At 71.2% G+C, this 19,883-nt stretch carries 19 protein-coding genes; 15 read left to right on the top strand and 4 right to left on the bottom strand.

Annotated features, from left to right (window positions below; translation table 11 throughout):
- Positions 1-4 precede the first annotated feature (4 nt).
- From J7E97_RS13530 to J7E97_RS13520, 3 genes are all read left to right on the top strand, one after another.
- The gene (locus tag J7E97_RS13530; protein ID WP_215026445.1) at positions 5-1,252 is read left to right on the top strand and encodes a HAMP domain-containing sensor histidine kinase; all 1,248 of its coding nucleotides are present in this window, start codon (positions 5-7) and stop codon (positions 1,250-1,252) included.
- 384 nt (positions 1,253-1,636) lie between these two features.
- Entirely contained in the window at positions 1,637-1,933 is a 297-nt protein-coding gene (locus J7E97_RS13525; protein ID WP_215026443.1) for a DUF4193 domain-containing protein, read from the top strand.
- Between the two features lie 12 nt (positions 1,934-1,945).
- Complete coding sequence (locus J7E97_RS13520; protein WP_215026441.1) at positions 1,946-2,863, top strand: EcsC family protein; 918 nt, start codon at positions 1,946-1,948, stop codon at positions 2,861-2,863.
- 69 nt (positions 2,864-2,932) lie between these two features.
- On the opposite strand, the gene J7E97_RS13515 is transcribed toward J7E97_RS13520, so the two are convergent.
- Positions 2,933-3,394 carry a DUF3093 domain-containing protein gene (locus J7E97_RS13515; protein WP_215026438.1) on the bottom strand — a complete coding sequence of 154 codons (462 nt, stop codon included), beginning with the start codon at positions 3,392-3,394 and terminating at the stop codon, positions 2,933-2,935.
- A gap of 58 nt (positions 3,395-3,452) precedes the next feature.
- On the opposite strand from J7E97_RS13515, the gene J7E97_RS13510 reads away from it, so the two are divergent.
- The 7 genes from J7E97_RS13510 (at position 3,453) to J7E97_RS13480 (ending at position 10,319) form a co-directional block, all read left to right on the top strand.
- Positions 3,453-4,037: a PaaI family thioesterase gene (locus J7E97_RS13510; protein WP_215026433.1), complete on the top strand. Its 585-nt coding sequence runs from the start codon at positions 3,453-3,455 to the stop codon at positions 4,035-4,037.
- Complete coding sequence (gene dut / locus J7E97_RS13505; RefSeq protein ID WP_215026430.1) at positions 4,037-4,579, top strand: dUTP diphosphatase; 543 nt, start codon at positions 4,037-4,039, stop codon at positions 4,577-4,579. The genes J7E97_RS13510 and dut overlap by 1 nt, the downstream gene beginning before the upstream one ends.
- Before the next feature lies 1 nt (position 4,580).
- On the top strand, positions 4,581-5,369 hold the full coding sequence (locus J7E97_RS13500) for a DUF3710 domain-containing protein (RefSeq protein ID WP_215026426.1): 789 nt from the start codon (positions 4,581-4,583) through the stop codon (positions 5,367-5,369).
- A 200-nt stretch (positions 5,370-5,569) separates the two neighbouring features.
- Positions 5,570-8,257 (top strand): sensor histidine kinase KdpD, encoded by a 2,688-nt coding sequence (locus J7E97_RS13495; RefSeq protein ID WP_215026413.1) that lies wholly within the window; start codon positions 5,570-5,572, stop codon positions 8,255-8,257.
- Positions 8,254-8,940: a response regulator gene (locus J7E97_RS13490; protein ID WP_215026411.1), complete on the top strand. Its 687-nt coding sequence runs from the start codon at positions 8,254-8,256 to the stop codon at positions 8,938-8,940. The genes J7E97_RS13495 and J7E97_RS13490 overlap by 4 nt, the downstream gene beginning before the upstream one ends.
- Positions 8,941-8,964: 24 nt before the next feature.
- Positions 8,965-9,393 (top strand): OB-fold nucleic acid binding domain-containing protein, encoded by a 429-nt coding sequence (locus J7E97_RS13485; protein ID WP_215026410.1) that lies wholly within the window; start codon positions 8,965-8,967, stop codon positions 9,391-9,393.
- Between the two features lie 215 nt (positions 9,394-9,608).
- The gene (locus J7E97_RS13480; RefSeq protein WP_215026408.1) at positions 9,609-10,319 is read left to right on the top strand and encodes a DUF3159 domain-containing protein; all 711 of its coding nucleotides are present in this window, start codon (positions 9,609-9,611) and stop codon (positions 10,317-10,319) included.
- Between the two features lie 117 nt (positions 10,320-10,436).
- Here the strand turns inward: J7E97_RS13480 and J7E97_RS13475 are convergent, their stop codons facing one another.
- A complete protein-coding gene (locus J7E97_RS13475; RefSeq protein ID WP_215026406.1) occupies positions 10,437-11,099 on the bottom strand; it encodes a TrkA family potassium uptake protein in 663 nt (220 codons plus the stop codon).
- Positions 11,096-11,764, bottom strand: a complete 669-nt coding sequence (locus J7E97_RS13470; protein ID WP_215026403.1) for a TrkA family potassium uptake protein — start codon at positions 11,762-11,764, stop codon at positions 11,096-11,098. Before J7E97_RS13470 ends, J7E97_RS13475 begins: the two co-directional genes overlap by 4 nt.
- Before the next feature lie 219 nt (positions 11,765-11,983).
- On the opposite strand from J7E97_RS13470, the gene J7E97_RS13465 reads away from it, so the two are divergent.
- Both J7E97_RS13465 and J7E97_RS13460 read left to right on the top strand, forming a co-directional pair.
- A complete protein-coding gene (locus tag J7E97_RS13465; RefSeq protein WP_215026400.1) occupies positions 11,984-14,038 on the top strand; it encodes an APC family permease in 2,055 nt (684 codons plus the stop codon).
- Between the two features lie 128 nt (positions 14,039-14,166).
- Positions 14,167-15,498, top strand: coding sequence for a class I SAM-dependent RNA methyltransferase (locus J7E97_RS13460; protein ID WP_215026397.1), 1,332 nt, complete (start codon positions 14,167-14,169; stop codon positions 15,496-15,498).
- A 462-nt stretch (positions 15,499-15,960) separates the two neighbouring features.
- Here J7E97_RS13460 and J7E97_RS13455 read toward each other — a convergent pair whose 3' ends face one another.
- A complete protein-coding gene (locus tag J7E97_RS13455; protein WP_215026394.1) occupies positions 15,961-16,824 on the bottom strand; it encodes a (2Fe-2S)-binding protein in 864 nt (287 codons plus the stop codon).
- Positions 16,825-17,031: 207 nt separating this feature from the next.
- Here J7E97_RS13455 and J7E97_RS13450 point away from each other — a divergent pair, with 207 nt between their 5' ends.
- From J7E97_RS13450 to J7E97_RS13440, 3 genes are read left to right on the top strand one after another with little or no spacing between them, the layout of a single operon-like run.
- Positions 17,032-17,997, top strand: coding sequence for a FecCD family ABC transporter permease (locus J7E97_RS13450; RefSeq protein ID WP_374224152.1), 966 nt, complete (start codon positions 17,032-17,034; stop codon positions 17,995-17,997).
- Positions 17,994-19,058 carry an iron chelate uptake ABC transporter family permease subunit gene (locus J7E97_RS13445; protein ID WP_215026391.1) on the top strand — a complete coding sequence of 355 codons (1,065 nt, stop codon included), beginning with the start codon at positions 17,994-17,996 and terminating at the stop codon, positions 19,056-19,058. The genes J7E97_RS13450 and J7E97_RS13445 overlap by 4 nt, the downstream gene beginning before the upstream one ends.
- Positions 19,055-19,879, top strand: a complete 825-nt coding sequence (locus tag J7E97_RS13440) for an ABC transporter ATP-binding protein (protein WP_215026389.1) — start codon at positions 19,055-19,057, stop codon at positions 19,877-19,879. Before J7E97_RS13445 ends, J7E97_RS13440 begins: the two co-directional genes overlap by 4 nt.
- Positions 19,880-19,883: the final 4 nt, after the last annotated feature.

Here is a 19,883-nt window from a genome sequence, read left to right as displayed (position 1 = left end):
GCGGATGGCAGCGACCCCGGTGCCACCAGCGGCGCCACCGAAACCGACCTGGGACCCCGGCCAGCCCGAGGGTCCTTTCCCTTGGCTGCGGCCGACCATCCGCATACGGCTCACGCTGCTGTACGGCGGGATGTTCCTGATCGCCGGCATCCTGCTGCTGTCGATCATCTACCTGCTCGCGGCGCAGGCGCTCAAAGAGGGCAACGCCGTGTTCAAGATCATAGGCGGGCAGGGAGACGTCCAGATCGTCAGCCAGAACTGCCCCGGCGTGGGCTCCGGCGCCCGGACGACGGACCAGTTCAACGCCGCGATCGCCCAGTGCGTCCTCGAACAGCGCAAGCAGGCGCTGGACGACCTGCTGAGCCGTTCGCTGATGGCGCTGATGGGCCTGAGCATCATCGCCTTCGCCTTCGGCTACGCGATGGCCGGCCGCGTGCTCTCGCCGCTCGGCAAGATCACGCGGACCGCCCGCCGGGTGGTCGGTTCCGACCTGACCCGGCGGATCGAGCTGGACGGGCCGGACGACGAGCTCAAGGAGCTCGCGGACACCTTCGACGAGATGCTGGACCGGCTGGAGCGGGCCTTCACGGCCCAGCAGCGGTTCGTGGCCAATGCCTCGCACGAGCTGAGAACGCCGCTGGCCATCAACCGGACGCTGCTGGAGGTGCACCTCTCCGATCCGGGGGCTCCGGTGGAGCTGCAGCAGCTGGGCAAGACGCTGCTCGCCACCAACGAGCGCAGCGAGCAGCTGGTCGAGGGCCTGCTGCTGCTGGCCCGCAGCGACAACCAGATCATCGAGCGCAAGCCCGTGGACCTGGCGGAGGTGGCCTCGCGCGCCATCGAGCAGGCGCGCGAGGAGGCCCACGCCAAGGGCGTGGAGATCCGCGGTGAGCGCGCGCCGGCCGTCGTCCAGGGCAACGGCGTGCTGCTGGAGCGGATCGCGCTCAACCTGGTGCAGAACGCCGTCCGCTACAACGTCCCGGAGGGCGGCTGGGTGGAGGTCACCACCGAGGCGGTGCACGGTCAGGCGGTCCTGTCGGTATCGAACACGGGTCCCGTGGTTCCCGCGTACGAGGTGGACAACCTCTTCGAGCCCTTCAGGCGGCTGCGTACGGAGCGAACGGGCAGCGACAAGGGGGTCGGGCTCGGCCTCTCCATCGCGCGCTCCGTGGCGCGCGCGCACGGCGGGAGGATCCAGGCCGTGCCGCGCGAGGGCGGTGGCCTCGTGATGCGCGTCACTCTGCCCTTGTGACGGCGGCCACCCCATGTTCGCTACCGGCTGAATGCTTGGATGGTGAAGGCAGTGACTTTTGTGCGATCGATCACAGTGTCGAGTGTCGAGCCATATGCGTTCGGTGACCTTGAAGGGGCCGGAAAGCCCGGGAAGTCCGGGTTTCCGGCCCCCCTAACGGCGGGAAATACATGGGGTGGCGTTTGTGCAAGACGGCCCCCGGACCGTGTACGGTCCCGGTCGTCATCCCAGCCAATCGCTCCTTCTGATGTGCGGCTGGGTGTCGATTGAGTAACAGACCTTGATGTGAGGCAAAATCTCCGCCTCAGGTCGGGCACAAGTCCGGCCTCTCGCGCGTTACCTGCGCTGAGACACCCGCTAAATCCCAGAGGGGGAGAGCGAACTATGGCAACGGACTACGACACCCCGCGCAAGACCGACGACGACGTAGACAACGACAGCATCGAAGAGCTGAAGGCCCGGCGCAACGAGAAGTCGTCCTCGAACGTCGACCTGGACGAAATCGACTCGGCGGAAGGCCTCGAGCTGCCCGGCGCGGACCTCTCCAACGAGGAGCTGGCCGTCCGGGTCCTGCCCAAGCAGGCCGACGAGTTCACCTGCTCGAACTGCTTCCTGGTGCACCACCGCAGCCAGCTGGCACGCGAGAAGAACGGTCAGTCGATCTGTCGCGACTGCGACTGAGAGGCGTCGGCCGTGACTGGCTCGACACCATTTCGAAAGCGCCGCTTTCGGAAAGCTGGTGATCCGGCGGAGACGCAGGCGGGAACCAAAGGCCTGGAAACGGGTCCTGGGGCCCCCGGCGTACCCGCCGTGCTCCCCGACGCCGCCGAGGCGGTGCCGTCGGCCTCAGAGGCCGGCGAGGGGTCCCGGAACGGCTTCGGGGTCCATCGGTTGCAAGCCGTCAAGAACGGTGTGCGCAAGGGCGGCGAAAATGCCAGGGCCGCCGCCCTCTACCTCACCGACCGAGTCATCGAGAACGCCCCGCGCGTTCCGGTTCGGGACCTCGCGACCCTGCGCGCGCAGTTCCCGGGCCTCGGGCCCGACCGGCTCGCCGACAAACTGATCGTCGGCGCCGCCAACGCGACGTCCACCGTCGGCGCGGGAATCGGTGCGGCCGCCATGCTGCCGGTGCCGCCCGCGATGCCGGCGGAACTCGCCGCCGAGATCACCGCGGTCGCAGCGATCGAGCTGAAGCTCATCGCCGAACTCCACGAGGTCTACGGCCTGCGCCCGCCCGGCAGCCTCAAAGAACGCAGCCTCGCCTACCTCACGTCGTGGACGCAAGAGCGGGGCGTGGACCTGACCAAGCCGACGACGCTGAACGCGGCGCTGGGCGGTCAGATGAAGCGCGAACTGCGCCAGCAGATCATGAAGCGGATGTTCCGCAACCTGCCGAACCTGATGCCCTTCATGGTCGGCGCGGCCGTCGGCGCGGTCATGAACCGCCGCGACACCCGCAAACTCGCCGAGAAGGTGCGTGCGGACCTGCGCGGACGGGCCGTGCCCTGGGACGCGCTGCCGCAGCTCCCGCCCCTCGAGCAGCCCGCCGAAGGTCTTCCCGGGGCCGTCAGGGCAGCCATCGAGGGCCCCGGGGCCGACCCGCGCGCCTGAAGCCCCCCGGCCGCCTCCCCGCCAGGATCCGGCCGAGCGTGCCGAGAGGCCCGGCGCAGACGCCGGACGTCAGGCCTCGGCCTGCGCCGCGCGGATGGCCGCCGCGAGGGCCTGGGGCTCGCGCGTGGACACGTAGACGTAGGGGGTCGGGTCCGCCGGGTCGGTGACCTCGACGCGGACCGCCGTCGGCACGTAGCCGCGCATCAGCATGAAGGCGCGGGTGTCGGCCTTGTACGTCCGCCAGGCGCGCGCCTCCTCGGCGTCCAGGACCTCCGGATCGCCCAGGGCGGCCACCGGGATCCGCGCGTCCCCCGCGGCCAGCGCGCCGCCCACCACGCGCACGCGCTGGGAACCGTACGAACTCACCAGCAGCCCCGTCAGCGCGGTGCCGCCGACCAGCCCGGCCAGCAGCGGCATCGTCCCCAGCGGCAGCAGCATCAGCGCGCACGCGAGACCGGTCAATGCGGCGATGCCCCACCAGGAAGCGGGGGCGGTCAGGCGTTCGTCGTGGTGCGCGGGCGAGAGCTGCATGCCGTCAAGCCTCCCACGGGGCGACCGGCGGGTAGCCGCGCGGGTAAGGTCTGCGGCTGTGAGTGGACGAAAGACAGCGTTGACGCCCCCGGCCGATGCCACCGTGCCGGTGAGGCACCCCGAGGCCCCCGCGCCCGGCGAGCTCCTCGGGGCGCACTACGAGCACTGCTTCGGCTGCGGCGACGGCCAGCCCCACGGACTCCACCTGGAGGCCCGCGCGGGGGAGGGCGTGCGCGTCACCGCCGAGTTCACCGTCAAGCGCGCCCACCAGGGCGCGCCCGGCCTCGCCCACGGCGGCGTCCTCGCCACCGCGCTCGACGAGACCCTCGGCTCCCTGAACTGGCTGCTGCGCGTCATCGCCGTCACCGGCCGGCTGGAGACGGACTTCGTCCGGCCCGTGCCCGTGGACACCGTGCTGTACCTGGAGGCCGAGGTCACCGCCGTCGCCGGCCGGAAGATCTACTCCAGCGCGGTCGGTCGAATAGGCGGTCCGCAGGGGCCCGTCGCGCTGCGCGCGGACGCCCTCTTCATCGAGGTGAAGGTCGACCACTTCATCGACAACGGACGGCCCGAGGAGATCCGGGCGGCGATGGCCGACCCGGACCAGGTCAGGCGCGCACGCGCCTTCGAGGTGAACCCCTGATGTCTGACAACCACAGCGCCCGTGCCGACGTCGACGTGCTGATCAGGCGCATCGACCCGGAGGTGCCGGTCCCCGCCTACGGGCACCCCGGCGACGCCGGCTGCGATCTGGTCACCACCGTGGCCGCCGAACTGGAGCCCGGCGAGCGGACCGTGCTGCCCACCGGAGTCTCCATCGCGCTGCCCGACGGGTACGCGGCCTTCGTGCACCCGCGCTCCGGCCTGGCCGCCCGCTGCGGGCTCGCGCTCGTGAATGCCCCCGGGACGGTGGATGCCGGGTACCGTGGGGAGATCAAGGTGATCGTGGTCAATCTCGACCCGCGCGAGAGCGTCAGGTTCGAGCGTTTCGACCGCATTGCCCAGCTGGTTGTCCAGCGGGTCGAGAAGGTGCGCTTCCACGAGGTGGCGGAACTTCCCGACTCGGCGCGGGCCGAGGGGGGTTTCGGCTCCACCGGTGGTCATGCGGCCGTGGCCGGATCCGGCGCTGGTCAGCAGGGTGGGAATGGCTACGCTTCGGTCGTATCCGACCGGGAAGGACAGTGACGTGTTCGGACGTCGCAAGAAGAACGACTCCGTCAAGGACGGCGGCGCGGCCGAGCAGGTCGTCGACGGCGTCGGCGCCGATGAGCAGGACGGCACGCCGGAGAGCGACGGGGTACAGCCGCGCAGGGTGAACCTGCCGCCGGCCCCGCGGCCCGACGGCCCGTGGGACGTCGCGGAGGTCCCCGGCAACCCCGAGGACGGCCGGGTCGACCTCGGCGGCATCCTCGTACCGGGTGTCGACGGCATGGAGCTGCGCGTCGAGGTCGCCGGTGACGCGATCGTCGCCGCGACCGTGGTGCTCGGGGACAGCGCCGTGCAGCTGCAGGCCTTCGCCGCCCCCCGCAGGGAGGGCATCTGGGGCGAGGTCCGCGAGGAGATCGCCGAGGGCATCACCAAGCAGGGCGGCATCATCGACGAGGTCGAGGGTCCGCTGGGCTGGGAGCTGCGCGCGCAGGTGCCCGTACCGCTCCCGGACGGGCAGACCGGCGCCCAGCTGGTCCGCTTCGTCGGTGTGGACGGCCCGCGCTGGTTCCTGCGCGGTGTCATCTCCGGCCAGGGCGCGGTGCGTCCCGAGTCGGCCGGCGTGCTGGAGCGGATCTTCCTGGACACCGTCGTGGTCCGCGGCGACGGCCCGATGGCCCCGCGCGACCCGATCGTCCTGAAGCTGCCGAACGACGCGCAGATGGTGCCGGACGGCGTGCAGACCGAGGAGCAGGGCCCGGAAGGCTCCCGCTTCGGCGGTGGCATGGGCCAGCTGGAGCGCGGCCCGGAGATCACCGAGGTCCGCTGACCCCGGCGTGAACCCGTACGGCCGGCCGTGGGCCGCGCCCCTGCCGGGGTGCGGCCCACGGCCGTTTCCGGGGCGCCCGTCCGCGCGTGTCGGGCAAGGTGCCGGACAGGTGCCGGACAAGGGCGTCAGGGATCCGTCAGGATCGGCGCATACGCCCCGATCGGCGCGTGAACGGGGTGGACGTCCCGGAGAATGAGCGCATGGGACGCGGCAAGCTAAGGATCTATCTCGGCTCGGCACCCGGAGTGGGCAAGACGTACGCCATGCTCGCGGAGGGCCACCGCCGGGTGGAGCGCGGCGCCGATGTCGTCGTCGGATTCGTGGAGCACCACGGGCGGCCGCGCACCGAGGTCATGCTGCACGGTCTGGAACAGGTGGAGCGCCGCGAGCTCGCCTACCGGGGCGCCGCCTTCACCGAGATGGACGTGGACGCGCTCCTCGCCCGGGGGCCGGCCATAGCCCTGGTGGACGAGCTGGCGCACACCAACGTCCCCGGCTCGCGCAACGCCAAGCGCTGGCAGGACGTCGAGGAGCTGCTGCGGGCCGGGATCGACGTGATCACCACCGTGAACGTCCAGCACCTGGAGTCGCTCGGCGACGTGGTGGAGTCGATCACGGGCGTGCGGCAGCGGGAGACCGTCCCTGACGAGGTGGTGCGCCGCGCCGACCAGATCGAGCTGGTCGACATGTCCCCGCAGGCGCTGCGCCGCCGCATGGCGCACGGCAACATCTACACGTCGGACAAGGTCGACGCGGCCCTGTCCAAGTACTTCCGCCCCGGGAACCTGACCGCGCTGCGCGAGCTCGCGCTGCTCTGGGTCGCCGACCGGGCGGACGAGTACCTCCAGCAGTACCGGGGCGAGCACGACATCCGCTCCACCTGGCAGGCTCGCGAACGGATCGTCGTGGGCCTCACCGGCGGACCCGAGGGGCGCACCCTGATCCGGCGCGCGTCCCGGGTGGCCGCGAAGGGCTCCGGCAGCGAGATCCTGGCCGTCTACATCGCCCGCGGCGACGGGCTGACCGCGGCCTCGCCCAAGGAGCTCGCGGTCCAGCGGACGCTGGTCGAAGACCTCGGCGGAACGTTTCACCATGTGATCGGCGACAACGTCCCCGAAGCGCTCCTCGCCTTCGCCCGCGGGGTCAACGCCACCCAGATCGTGCTCGGCTCCAGCCGCCACCGCTCCTGGCGGAACGTCTTCGGTCCCGGGGTCGGGGCCACCGTCGCCCGCGACTCGGGGCCCGACCTCGACGTGCACATCGTCACGCACGAGGAGGTCGCCAAGGGGCGCGGCCTGCCCCTGGTCCGCTCGGCGGCCCGGCTCGGCCGGGCCAGGCGGGTGGCCGGCTGGGTGGCCGGGGTGGTGCTGCCGCTGGTGCTCGCGACGCTGCTCACCCACATCGACAACGACCCCGGCCTCGCCAACGAGATGCTGCTGTTCCTGGCGTTGACCGTGGCCTCCGCGCTGCTCGGCGGGCTCTACCCGGCGCTGGCCTCGGCCGCCGTCGGATCCCTGCTGCTGAACTACTACTTCGCCCCGCCCCTCCACCGCTTCACCATCTCGGACCCGAAGAACATCGTGGCCATCGCCGTCTTCTTCGGCGTCGCGGGCTCCGTGGCCTCGGTCGTCGACGCGGCCGCCCGCCGCACCCACCAGGCCGCCCGGCTGCGCGCCGAGTCCGAGATCCTCTCCTTCCTGGCCGGCAGCGTGCTGCGCGGCGAGACCACCCTGGACGCGCTGCTGGAGCGGATGCGCGAGACCTTCGCCATGGAGTCCGTGGCCCTGCTGGAGCGGGAGGGCGAGGTCGAGCCCTGGCAGTCCGCCGGCAGCGTCGGCCCCCACCCGGTCACCCGCCCCGAGGACGCCGACGTGGCACTGCCGATCAGCGACCACATGGCGCTGGCCCTGTCCGGGCGGGTGCTGCCCGCGGAGGACCGCCGGGTGCTCGGCGCCTTCGCCGCCCAGGCCGCCGTCGTGCTCGACCGCCAGCGGCTGGTCGGGGAGGCGGAGGAGGCCCGCCGGATGGCGGAGGGCAACCGGATCCGGACCGCGCTGCTGGCCGCCGTCAGCCACGACCTGCGGACGCCGCTGGCCTCGATCAAGGCCTCCGTCAGCTCCCTGCGCTCCGACGACGTGGAGTGGTCCGAGGAGGACCGGGCGGAGCTCCTCGAGGGCATCGAGGCCGGCGCCGACCGGCTCGACCACCTGGTGGGCAACCTGCTGGACATGTCACGGCTGCAGACCGGCACGGTGACCCCGCTGATCCGCGAGATCGACCTCGACGAGGTGGTCCCGATGGCGCTGGGCGGCGTACCCGAGGGAAGCGTGCTGCTGGACGTTCCGGAGACCCTGCCGATGGTGGCGGTGGATCCGGGGCTCCTGGAGCGGACCGTGGCCAACGTGGTCGAGAACGCCGTCAAGTACAGCCCGGCGGGGGAGCCGGTGCTGGTGGCGGCCAGCTTCCTGGGCGACCGGGTCGAGGTACGGGTCGTCGACCGTGGGCCGGGAGTGCCCGACGAGGCCAAGGAGCGGATCTTCGCCCCCTTCCAACGGCACGGCGACGCGCCGCGCGGAGCCGGCGTCGGGCTGGGGCTGGCGGTCGCGCGCGGCTTCGCCGAGGCCATGGACGGCACCCTCGCCGCCGAGGACACCCCCGGCGGCGGGCTGACCATGGTGCTCACCCTGAGGGCGGCGGCCGGCGGGCGGCCGCAGGTCCACGTGAGCGTGGACGGCGAGGGGCGCAGCGCGCCGTCGGGGCGGGCGGGGCCGTCGGGGCGGGCGGGGCCGGCCGGGCCGGCCGGGCCCGAGGGATCCGGAGACGGCCTCGCGCGGAGCCCCGTAGATCTTGATCTTGATTCGATACGGCAGAAGGCAGGACCTCGATGACCCGGGTGCTCGTGGTGGAAGACGAACCCCAGATCGTCCGAGCCCTCGTGATCAACCTGAAGGCGCGCAAGTACGAGGTCGACGCGGCCGGCGACGGGGCGAGCGCCCTGGAGCTGGCGGCCGCCCGCCACCCCGACGTCGTCGTCCTCGACCTCGGCCTGCCCGACATGGACGGGGTCGAGGTGATCAAGGGACTGCGCGGCTGGACCCGCGTCCCGATCCTCGTGCTGTCCGCCCGGCACAGCTCCGACGAGAAGGTCGAGGCCCTGGACGCGGGCGCCGACGACTACGTCACCAAGCCCTTCGGCATGGACGAGCTGATGGCCAGGCTGCGCGCGGCCGTCCGGCGGGCGGAACCCTCCGCCGGGGCCGGCGACGGCGAGGTGATCGTCGAGACCGAGGGCTTCACGGTCGACCTCGCGGCGAAGAAGGCGGTGCGCGAAGGACGCGACGTACGCCTCACACCCACGGAGTGGCACCTGCTGGAGGTCCTGGTCCGCAACGGCGGCAAGCTGGTCAGCCAGAAGCAGCTGCTGCGGGAGGTCTGGGGCCCCTCGTACGGGACCGAGACCAACTACTTGCGGGTCTACATGGCGCAGCTCCGCCGCAAGCTGGAGGCCGACCCCTCCCACCCGAGGCACTTCATCACCGAACCCGGCATGGGATACCGCTTCGAGAGGTAGTGGGCGCGCCGGTAGGCTTCCTGTATGAGTGCTGAACCGCGTCCCGAGAAGTCCGCCAAGCCGGCGAAACCCGCCAGGCCGGCGGGCCGGTTCCGCCGGATGATAGAGCGGCTGTCCACCTCGCAGGAGGACCTGCACTCGGCTGAGCTGCAGGAGGACGCGGAAGCCGCGGGGTGCACGCGGATCTACGACTGCCACGACCGGCAGATCGTCAAGGTGACCGGCACCCTGCGGACCGTCACCCTGCGGCCCCGCGCGGGCGTCCCCGCTCTGGAGGCCGAGCTGTTCGACGGCTCGGCCGCGCTGGACGTCGTATGGCTCGGGCGTCGCTCGATCGTGGGAATCGAACCCGGCCGTCGCATGATCGCCTCCGGGCGGATCTCGATGAGCCACGGCCGTCGGGTGCTCTTCAACCCGAAGTACGAACTCCGACCGCTCGGACAGGAGCACTGACGGTGACGTCACTCGACAAACCGACCACGCCGACCTCGCCGACCTCGCCGACCACGCCGAATTCGGCCGGCACGCCGGTTACGCCCAACACGCCGGTTACGCCCAACACGCCGGTTACGCCCAACACGCCGGTTACGCCCAACACGCCGGTTACGCCCAACACGCCGGGCACGCCCAACACGGCCGGCACGCCGACGACGCCGACCACGCCGGCCGTGGATCCCGCCGCCGAGCCGTCGGCGGACCAGAAGGCCGTGACGCAGGCGGCCCTCTTCGATGCCTTCGGCGGCATCCGGGGCACCGTGGAGACGATGCTTCCCGGGCTGCTCTTCGTCATGATCTACACGGTCAACAAGGACGTGAAGCTGTCCGCGATCGCCGCGGGCGCCGTCGCGGTCCTGCTGGTGATCGTGCGGCTGCTGCGCAAGGACACGGTCAAGCACGCCTTCAGCGGGGTCTTCGGCGTGGGCGTCGGCGTCGCCTTCGCCCTGTTCACGGGCAGCGCCAAGGGCTTCTACCTGCCGGGCATGATCTACGGGGCCGGGCTGGGCGTGGCCTTCACGCTGTCCGCGCTGGTGGGCTTCCCGCTGCTGGGCGTCGTACTGGGACCCGTGTTCAAGGAGAACCTGTCCTGGCGCACGCGCAACCCGGGGCGCAAGAAGGCGTACACCAAGGCCTCTCTGGCCTGGGGGATCATCTTCCTCGCGAAGTACGCGATCCTCTTCCCGCTGTACTGGTGGGGGGACGCCACGCAGCTGGGCTGGGTGCTGATCGCCCTGAAGCTGCCGCCGATGGTGCTGGCGGTGTACTTCACGTGGGTCTTCCTGGCGAAGGCGCCGCCGCCGATCGACGTGATCGCGGAATGGGAGGCGGCGGAAGCCGCCGAGAAGGCGGCCAAGGCCGCCGCCAAGGGCCACGGGGCCTGAGCACCCGCGTAGTACCCCTAGTACCCCCGCCTAGTACCCCGGAACGCACGAAGGGGCGGCCGACCAGGAATGGTCGGCCGCCCCTTCCACGCGTTCCGCGCTCCGGGGTACTACGGGTCAGTCCGCGGCCTGGAGGAGGTCCTCCAGCTGCTCCTCGCGGGCCTGGGCGGAGACGAAGAGGAGCTCGTCGCCCGGCTCCAGGGTCTCCTCGCCGTGCGGGGTGAGCACCCGGTTGCCGCGGATGATCGTGACCAGCGAGGTGTCCTCGGGCCAGGTGATCTCGCTGATCTGCTTGCCGGCGACCTGGGAGTCGGCGGGCAGGGTCAGCTCGACCAGGTTGGCGTCGCCGTGGCTGAAGCGCAGCAGCCGTACGAGGTCGCCGACGCTGACGGCCTCCTCGACGAGTGCCGACATCAGGCGCGGCGTGGAGACGGCGACGTCCACGCCCCAGGACTCGTTGAAGAGCCACTCGTTCTTCGGGTTGTTCACGCGGGCGACGACCCGGGGGACCCCGTACTCGGTCTTGGCCAGCAGCGAGACGACGAGGTTGACCTTGTCGTCACCCGTCGCGGCGATGACCACGTTGCACCGCTGCAGCGCCGCCTCGTCGAGCGAGGTGATCTCGCACGCGTCGGCCAGCAGCCACTCGGCCTGCGGCACCCGCTCGACCGAGATGGCGGTCGGCGCCTTGTCCACGAGGAGCACCTCGTGGCCGTTCTCCAAGAGCTCGCCCGCGATGGAGCGGCCCACCGCACCGGCTCCGGCGATCGCGACCCTCATGCGTGTGCCTCCTCAGGACCCTCGGCGAAGGACGCCTCCACCTTGTCGATCTCGTCCGTGCGCATCATCACGTGGACGAGGTCGCCCTCCTGGAGGACGGTCGCCGACGTCGGCAGCATGGCCTCGCCCAGCCGGGTGAGGAAGGCGACGCGGACGCCGGTCTCCTCCTGCAAATGGCTGACCTTGTGGCCGATCCAGGCGGCGGAGGTGTGCACCTCGGCGAGCTGGACACCGCCGCTCGGGTCGCGCCACAGCGGCTCGGCGCCCGACGGCAGCAGCCGGCGGAGCATCTGGTCGGCGGTCCACCGCACGGTCGCGACGGTGGGGATGCCCAGACGCTGGTAGACCTCGGCGCGCTTGGGGTCGTAGATGCGGGCGGCGACGTTCTCGACGCCGAACATCTCACGGGCCACGCGGGCGGCGATGATGTTGGAATTGTCACCGCTGCTGACCGCCGCGAAGGCGCCCGCCTCCTCGATGCCGGCCTCGCGAAGGGTGTCCTGGTCGAAGCCGACTCCGGTGACGCGGCGGCCGCCGAAGGATGCCCCCAGCCGGCGGAAGGCGGTGGGGTCCTGGTCGATGACGGCGACCGTATGCCCCTGCTGTTCCAGGGTCTGTGCGAGAGCGGAGCCCACTCTTCCGCAGCCCATGATGACGATGTGCACGGCCGTCCTTCCGGCTGTCAGCGGCTCGCTGGTTTCCAGCCTCTTTGCTGCTCTGGCTTAACAGGGTCTCAGACCATGGCCCAAGCTACACACGGGCGGTCACCAGTGTGACCATTTGCGCCGGAGGGGGTGTCTCTTTGCCCTGGATGCGGAGGGACTTCATGCGAGATGGGGGTGGGGGGTTCGTCAGTCTGATTTCGAACGCTTACGATCCTCTGCGTGTCCAAACTGACCGACGTGCCCAAACGGATCCTGATCGGCAGGGCGCTACGCAGCGACCGCCTCGGAGAAACACTCCTTCCCAAGCGGATCGCCCTTCCTGTCTTCGCATCCGACCCGCTCTCCTCGGTGGCGTACGCCCCCGGCGAGGTACTGCTGGTCCTGTCGATCGCGGGTGTGTCGGCGTACCACTTCAGCCCTTGGATCGCCGTCGCGGTCGTGGTGCTGATGTTCACGGTGGTCGCCTCCTACCGGCAGAACGTCCATGCCTATCCGAGCGGCGGCGGTGACTACGAGGTCGCCAACACCAATCTCGGGCCCAAGGCCGGTCTGACCGTCGCGAGCGCCCTGCTCGTCGACTACGTCCTCACGGTCGCCGTTTCGATCTCCTCCGGAGTGGAAAACCTCGGCTCCGCCGTCGATTTCGTCATCGAGCACAAGGTGCTCTCGGCGATGATCATGATCATTCTCCTCACGCTGATGAATCTGCGCGGCGTGAAGGAATCCGGGAATCTCTTCGCCATCCCCACCTACGTGTTCGTCGGCGCGGTATTCGTGATGATCGCCTGGGGCGCCTGGCGCGGCCTCGTCATGGACGACACGATGCGTGCCCCGACGGCCGATCTGGAGATCAAGCCCGAACACCAGGGCCTGGCCGGTTTCGCACTGGTCTTCCTGCTGCTGCGGGCCTTCTCCTCCGGCTGCGCCGCCCTGACCGGCGTCGAGGCCATCAGCAACGGCGTCCCGGCCTTCCGCAAGCCCAAGAGCAAGAACGCGGCCACCACCCTCGCCCTCATGGGCGCCCTGGCCGTCACGATGTTCTGCGGGATCATCGGCCTGGCCATGGCCACCGACGTCAAGATGGCGGAGAAGCCCGCCACGGACCTCCTGGAGAACGGCGTCCCGGTCGGCACGGACTTCGTCCAGCACCCGGTCATCTCCCAGGTCGCCGAGGCCGTCTTCGGCAACGGCAGCTTCCTCTTCATCGTGCTCGCCGCGGCCACCGCGCTCGTCCTCTTCCTCGCCGCCAACACCGCGTACAACGGCTTCCCGCTGCTCGGCTCGATCCTCGCCCAGGACCGCTACCTGCCGCGCCAGCTGCACACGCGCGGCGACCGGCTCGCCTTCTCCAACGGCATCGTGCTGCTCGCGGGCGCCGCGATGCTGCTGGTGTGGGTCTACGACGCGGACTCCACGAAGCTGATCCAGCTCTACATCGTCGGCGTCTTCGTCTCCTTCACCCTGAGCCAGATCGGCATGGTCCGGCACTGGAACCGCCACCTGCGCTCCGAGCGCGACCCCGCCGCCCGCCGCCGGATGCACCGCTCACGGGCGATCAACACCTTCGGCGCCTTCTTCACCGGCATGGTGCTGGTCGTCGTACTGGCCACCAAGTTCATCCACGGCGCCTGGGTCGCCCTGCTGGGCATGGTCATCTTCTACGGAACGATGACCGCGATCCGCAAGCACTACGACCGCGTCTCCAGCGAGATCGCGGCCGCCGAGGGCCCCAGCGAGGACAGCGTGCGCCCCTCACGGGTCCACTCCATCGTCCTGGTCTCCAAGGTCCACAAACCCACCCTGCGGGCCCTGGCCTTCGCCAAGCTGACCCGGTCGGACACCCTGGAGGCGCTCAGCATCAGCGTCGACCCGGTCGAGACCAAGGCGCTGCGCGAGGAGTGGGAGCGGCGCGGGATCAACGTCCCGCTGAAGATCCTCGACTCGCCGTACCGGGAGATCACCCGCCCCGTCGTGGAGTACGTGAAGGGCCTGCGCAGCGAGAACCCGCGCGACGCGGTCAGCGTGTACATCCCCGAGTACGTCGTCGGGCGCTGGTACGAGCACCTGCTGCACAATCAGAGCGCCCTGCGGCTCAAGGGGCGGCTGCTGTTCACTCCCGGTGTGATGGTCACATCGGTGCCGTACCAGCTGGAGTCCTCGGAGCTCGCGAAGAAGCGGGCGAAGAAGCGGGCGGAGTGGAACGCCCCGGGCGCGGTGCGCCGCGGCCCGGTCGACACTCCGCGTACGCGGCCGAAGGACCCCGCGGGGAAGTAGTCCCCGTACAGAAGTAGTCCCCGTACAGGGGTGGCGAACGGCCGGACGAGATCCACGTAAACTGGTGGGTCGGTCGTCCGGCCGTTCCGCATTTTGCCTTCCTTACTTAGCCTTGGAGCTTTCCCACCATGACGGAGCAGAACGAGAAGCAGTCACTGGTCGGGGAGGAGTACGAGGTCGAGGTCGGCCCCGTCGCACACGGCGGGCACTGCATCGCCCGGACCGCCGAGGGCCGCGTCCTGTTCGTCCGCCACACCCTGCCCGGCGAGAAGGTCGTGGCCCGCGTGACCGAGGGCGACGCGGACTCCCGCTTCCTGCGCGCCGACGCCGTCACCGTCCTGGACCCCTCCAAGGACCGCACCCCGGCCCCGTGCCCGTACGCCGGCCCCGGCAAGTGCGGCGGCTGCGACTGGCAGCACGCCAAGCCGGGCGCCCAGCGCCGGCTCAAGGGCGAGGTCATCGCCGAACAGCTGCTGCGGCTCGCCGGGCTCACCCCGGAGCAGGCCGGCTGGGACGGCACCGTCATGCCGGCCGAGGGCGACAAGGTGCCCGCCGGCGAGGTCCCGCAGTGGCGCACGCGCGTACAGTTCGCCATCGACGAGGACGGCCGCGTCGGCCTGCGCAAGCACCGCTCGCACGACATCGAGCCGATCGACCACTGCATGATCGCGGCGCCGGGCGTCAGCGAGCTCGGCATCGAGCAGCAGGACTGGCCCCAGATGGCCACCGTCGAGGCCATCGCCGCGTCCGGCTCGGGCGACCGCCAGGTCGTCCTCACTCCCCGCCCCGGCGGCCGCCTTCCGCTCGTGGAGCTGGACAAGCCGGTCTCCGTCCTGCGCGTCGAGGAGAAGGACGGCGGCGTCCACCGCGTCCACGGCCGCCCCTTCGTCCGCGAGCGTGCGGACGGCCGCACCTACCGCGTCGGCATGGGCGGCTTCTGGCAGGTCCACCCGCAGGCCGCGGACACCCTGATCAAGGCCGTCATGCAGGGCCTGATGCCGCGCAAGGGCGAGATGGCCCTCGACCTCTACTGCGGCGTCGGCATCTTCGCGGGCGCCCTCGCCGAGCGCCTCGGCGACACCGGCGCGGTGCTCGGCATCGAGTCGACGAAGCGCGCGGTCGAGGACGCCCGGCACAACCTGGCCGACTTCCCGCGGGTGCGCATCGAGCAGGGCAAGGTCGAGCAGATCCTCCCCAAGACGGGCATCACCGAGTGCGACCTCGTCGTCCTCGACCCGCCCCGCGCGGGCGCCGGCAAGCAGACGGTCCGCCACGTGGCGGGCCTCAACCCGCGCCGCATCGCCTACGTGGCATGCGACCCGGCGGCCCTGGCCCGCGACCTCGCCTACTTCCAGGAGAACGGCTACAAGGTCCGCACCCTGCGCGCCTTCGACCTGTTCCCGATGACGCACCACGTGGAGTGCGTGGCCATCCTGGAGCGGGTGGCCAAGGACGCCTGACCTGCGGGTCAGGGCGGTGTGCATGACGTGCGGTGTGTGCGTTACGGGCGATGTCTTGGCGCCCGTGATGCACGTTTGACGGACGCCCGACGCGCTTTCCTGATGGTGCGTCAGAAGGAAAAGCCGCCTTCCGCACGAGGACGAACCCTCGTGCGGAAGGCGGCATTGATCTGCGCGCTGGACTTGGTGGGGCCCGATTCCGGCCAAGCTCTCGAACTCCTCGCCTGAACACGTACGGTGACGGCCGGGAGAAGGTTCCAACTCCCCTTGCGTCTACGCGAACTTCAACGACTGGTCGGTCCGCGACTTGCAGTCCGCCGAGATGAAGGTGGGACTGGGGCCCCTGCAAGGGCAAGGACCCGGCCGTGCCGTGACACGGCTCGCCGGAGAGGTCGTGGTCGTCACCGGCACGAGGGGAGGTCGGCATCGCGGCAGGGCGAACAGCGGGGAGGCGAGGGGGAGTCAGGCCGCCGGGCTGTCGACTCCCGCATCCTGCCGCTCCAGCCGCCGGACGCGTTCGGCGTCGGATGTGCGCGGGCAGGTGACGCAGGCCTCGGCGGGGCGGATGGCGTAGTACAGGCAGCAGCCGAGCCGTGTGCGGGTCTGGTGGGTACGGCCGTCCGTGCCCGGCAGGCGACGGAACGACGCGGCGCCGGGGAAGGGCGGGGTATCGCCCGGCAGTACGGCGCCGGCCGCGCGGACGGCGGCATCCTCCTCGCAGAGCATGCGCCCCAGATGCCAGATGCCGGATACCAGGTCGTCGGTGACCATGCCCCACAGGGCACGCGGGCCGCGCTTCAACGCGCTCTGGAAGACGGCGAGTAGGGGTGTGACGTGTTCGGCGACGACGGCCCGCAGTTCGGCCCGGAGCTCGTCCTCCCCGGCGAGGACCCGGACGCCGGGCAGGCCGGCCGCGAGGTCGCCGGCCAGGCATGCGAAATCGCCGGGGCGAAGCGCGAGGTCACCGGTACGGGAGTCGATCCACACGTCCTCGGGCCGGATCCGGGGCACCCTGCGGTCCAGATACCAGGGGCCGCTGACCAGCAGACAGAGCGACCACAGGTAATGGTGCAGCAGTCGGGAGGCCGCCACGTGTCGGCGGGGAACGCAGTCGTATCCGGCCTGGATGCGGGCCGTCTCCTCGGCGATCAGCCGCTCGTGGCAGCGGTCGAGGTCGGCCACGCTGATCCAGTCGCGCCCGGCTTCCGCGGGCGGCTCCGTGGTGGTCAATTCGACGTGCAGGCCGGGGGATCGCTCCGTGAGACGCCGGTAGGTTCCGCCCGGCAGATCGACGGCGCACGGCCGGATCAGCTGCGTCTCGGGCATGACGGCTCCAAACCTTGACCAACATCGACTAAGGTGAGGCTCACCTTATAGTTACGGGCAGATCGATGCGCGCACCGACTTCTCGGTACGGAACAGGACTTGACGAACTTAGGTAAACCTACCCTAATATTACGTCTCGTGCTGAAACTCGATCTACCGGCTTCCACAGCGCCGACGGCGCAGGGGTCCTCAGCGGTACGGCGGCTCCTGCTGCTGACCGCGGGCCTTTGCGCGCTCGTGCTGTGCACGGCCATGAGCCTCGCCCTCGGAACGCGTCCGATCCCGCTGCCCACCGTGCTCGACGCACTGTTCGGCGGCGGGCGCGGCGGCGACGCCGATGTGGTGACGGGGCTTCGGGTTCCGCGCACCCTCATCGGTCTGGTGGTCGGGGGCGCTCTCGGGGTGGCCGGGGCCGTCGCGCAGGGCGTCACCCGCAACCCGCTGGCCTCGCCCGTCACCCTCGGCATCAACGCCGGCGCGAGCTTCGCGGTGGTCACCGCCATCTTCACGCTGGGCCTCGACCGGCCGATCGAGTACCTGTGGTTCGCCTTCGCCGGCGCGGCCGCCGCCGCCCTCGCCGCCTTCGCGATGTCACGCCGGGGCGGCGACCTCGACCCGGTCCGCCTCGCCCTCAGCGGCACCGTACTGACCGTGGTGCTGACCTCCTGGACGTCCGCGCTGATGCTCGCCAGCCACCGCACCCTCGATGAGGCCCGGTTCTGGCTGGCGGGCTCGATCGGCGGCCGCAACCTGGACGTACTCACCCCTGTCCTCGGCTTCGTCGCGCTCGGCCTGCTGGCCTCCTTCGCCATTGCCCCCGCGCTCAACGCGCTCGCCCTCGGCGACGAGACGGCGCAGTCGCTCGGCGTACCGGTCGCCCGGATCCGGCTGATCGGCGGACTCGCCGTGGTGCTGCTGGCCGGCTGCGCGGTGGCGGTCGCCGGGCCGGTGGCCTTCATCGGCCTGGCCGCACCGCACCTGGTCCGCCCGATGCTCGGGGGCGACCACCGCTGGCTGGTGCCCGGCTGCCTGATCGCCGGTCCCGTCCTGCTGCTCGCCGCCGACGTGCTCGGCCGCGTGGCGGCCCGCCCGTCCGAGATCGAGGTCGGCATCGTGACGGCCTTCCTCGGTGCGCCCCTGCTCGCCGTACTGGCCCGGAAGGTGGCGCGATGACCGCCCTCCTCGCCACCCCCGAGACGGCGCCGGCCCCCCGCCGCCGCAGCGCCCGGTCCAGGGCGCGCAACCGCACGCTGGTCTGGTGCGCGATCGCGGCCGTCGTTCTGGTGGCGCTGACGGGCATCGCGCTGGGCACCGGCCAGGTGAAGATGTCCGTCTGGGACGCGCTGCGTGCGCTGGCCGGCCTGGGCGACCCCGGCGACGTACTGGTCGTCCGTCAGTTCCGGGCGCCCCGGGTGGTTTCGGCGCTGATCGCGGGCGCGGGTCTGGCGGTGGCCGGCTCGATGCTGCAGCGGTTGTTCCGCAACCCGCTCGCGTCCCCCGACACCATCGGCGTCACCGGCGGCGCCTCGTTCGGCGCGACGCTCATGCTGGCCACCGGCGCCTCGCAGGCGATGATCCCGCTGGCCGCACTGGGCGGCGGACTGCTCGCCGCCCTGCTGCTCGGGGGCTTCGCCTGGCGCTCGCGGATGGCCGTCACCCGGCTGGTACTGGTCGGCCTGGCGGTGCAGCAAGGCCTGGCGGCGGCCGTCAACCTGATGATCGTGCGCTTCCCCGCGGAACTCGCCACCTCGGCGATGCAGTGGACCACCGGCTCGCTGTACGGACGCAACTGGCCGGAGGTGTGGGCGGCCGGTGGTGCCATCGCGCTGACCGCCGCCGGAGCCTTCCTGATGAACCGCCGGGTCTCCGTGCTCGACCTCGGCGACGACTCCGCCGGAGGCCTCGGCCTCAACCCGAACCGGGACCGGCTCTGGCTGCTGCTGCTCACCATCGCGCTCGCCTCGCTGGCGGCCGCGCTCACCGGCCCCGTCGCCTTCGTGGCGCTCGCCGTACCCCACCTGGTCCGGCTGCTGGCCGGCCCGCCCACCGTCGCGACGCTGGCACTGACCGCGCTGGTCGGCTCCGTCCTGCTGCTCTCCTCCGACCTCCTGGTCCTGCACGTACTGCCCGTCCACGGCCTGCCGGTCGGCGCCGTCACCGCGACCCTCGGCGCGCCGTGGCTGCTGTGGCTGATGATCCGACAGGGCCGGCTCCCCCAGAGGAACGACTCATGACCGCCAACCAGCTGGCCACCCAGAACCTCACCTTGCGTTACGGCAGCCGGGAGATCATCGGAGGCCTCGACCTGACGCTTCCGGGCAACGCGGTGACGGCGATCGTCGGCCCGAACGCGTGCGGAAAGTCCACCCTGCTGCGCGGCCTGGTCCGGCTGCTCGACCCGGCGTCCGGGACGGTCACGCTGGACGGCGCCGACGTCCACCGGATGTCCGCGCGGGCACTGGCCCGCCGGATGGGCCTGCTGCCCCAGCAGCCCGTCACGCCCGAGGCGATCACCGTCGAGTCGCTGGTGAGGCTCGGCCGCTTCCCCCACCAGCGGATGCTCAGCCCCTGGTCGAAGGCCGACCAGGCGGCGGTCGAGGAGGCGCTGGAGCGCACCGGCACCGCCGAACTGCGCGACCAGCCGGTGGACCAGCTCTCCGGCGGCCAGCGCCAACGCGCCTGGATCGCCCTCGCCCTGGCCCAGGACACCGAACTCCTGCTGCTCGACGAGCCGACCACCTTCCTGGACCTGCGCCACCAGCTCGACGTACTGAACCTGGTCGCCGACCTGCACGCGGAGGCCGGCCGCACGGTCGTGATGGTGCTGCACGACCTCGGCCAGGCAGCCCGTTACGCCGACCACCTCGTGGTCCTCCACGCCGGAAGGCTCGCGGCCGCGGGACCGCCGGCCGAGGTGCTGACGGCGGAACTCGTCGAATCCGTGTTCCAGGTGCCCTGTCAGGTCGTCCCCGACCCCGAGACCGGCACGCCGCTGGTCATCCCGTGCGCCCGTATCCCCGCCGGCGCCCGTAGCCCGCGGACCGCCACCGTCTGATCCT

The organism is Streptomyces sp. ISL-66 (genome assembly GCF_018614135.1).
Taxonomy (GTDB): Bacteria; Actinomycetota; Actinomycetes; order Streptomycetales; family Streptomycetaceae; genus Streptomyces.
This window is presented reverse-complemented; position numbering and strand designations above follow the sequence as displayed.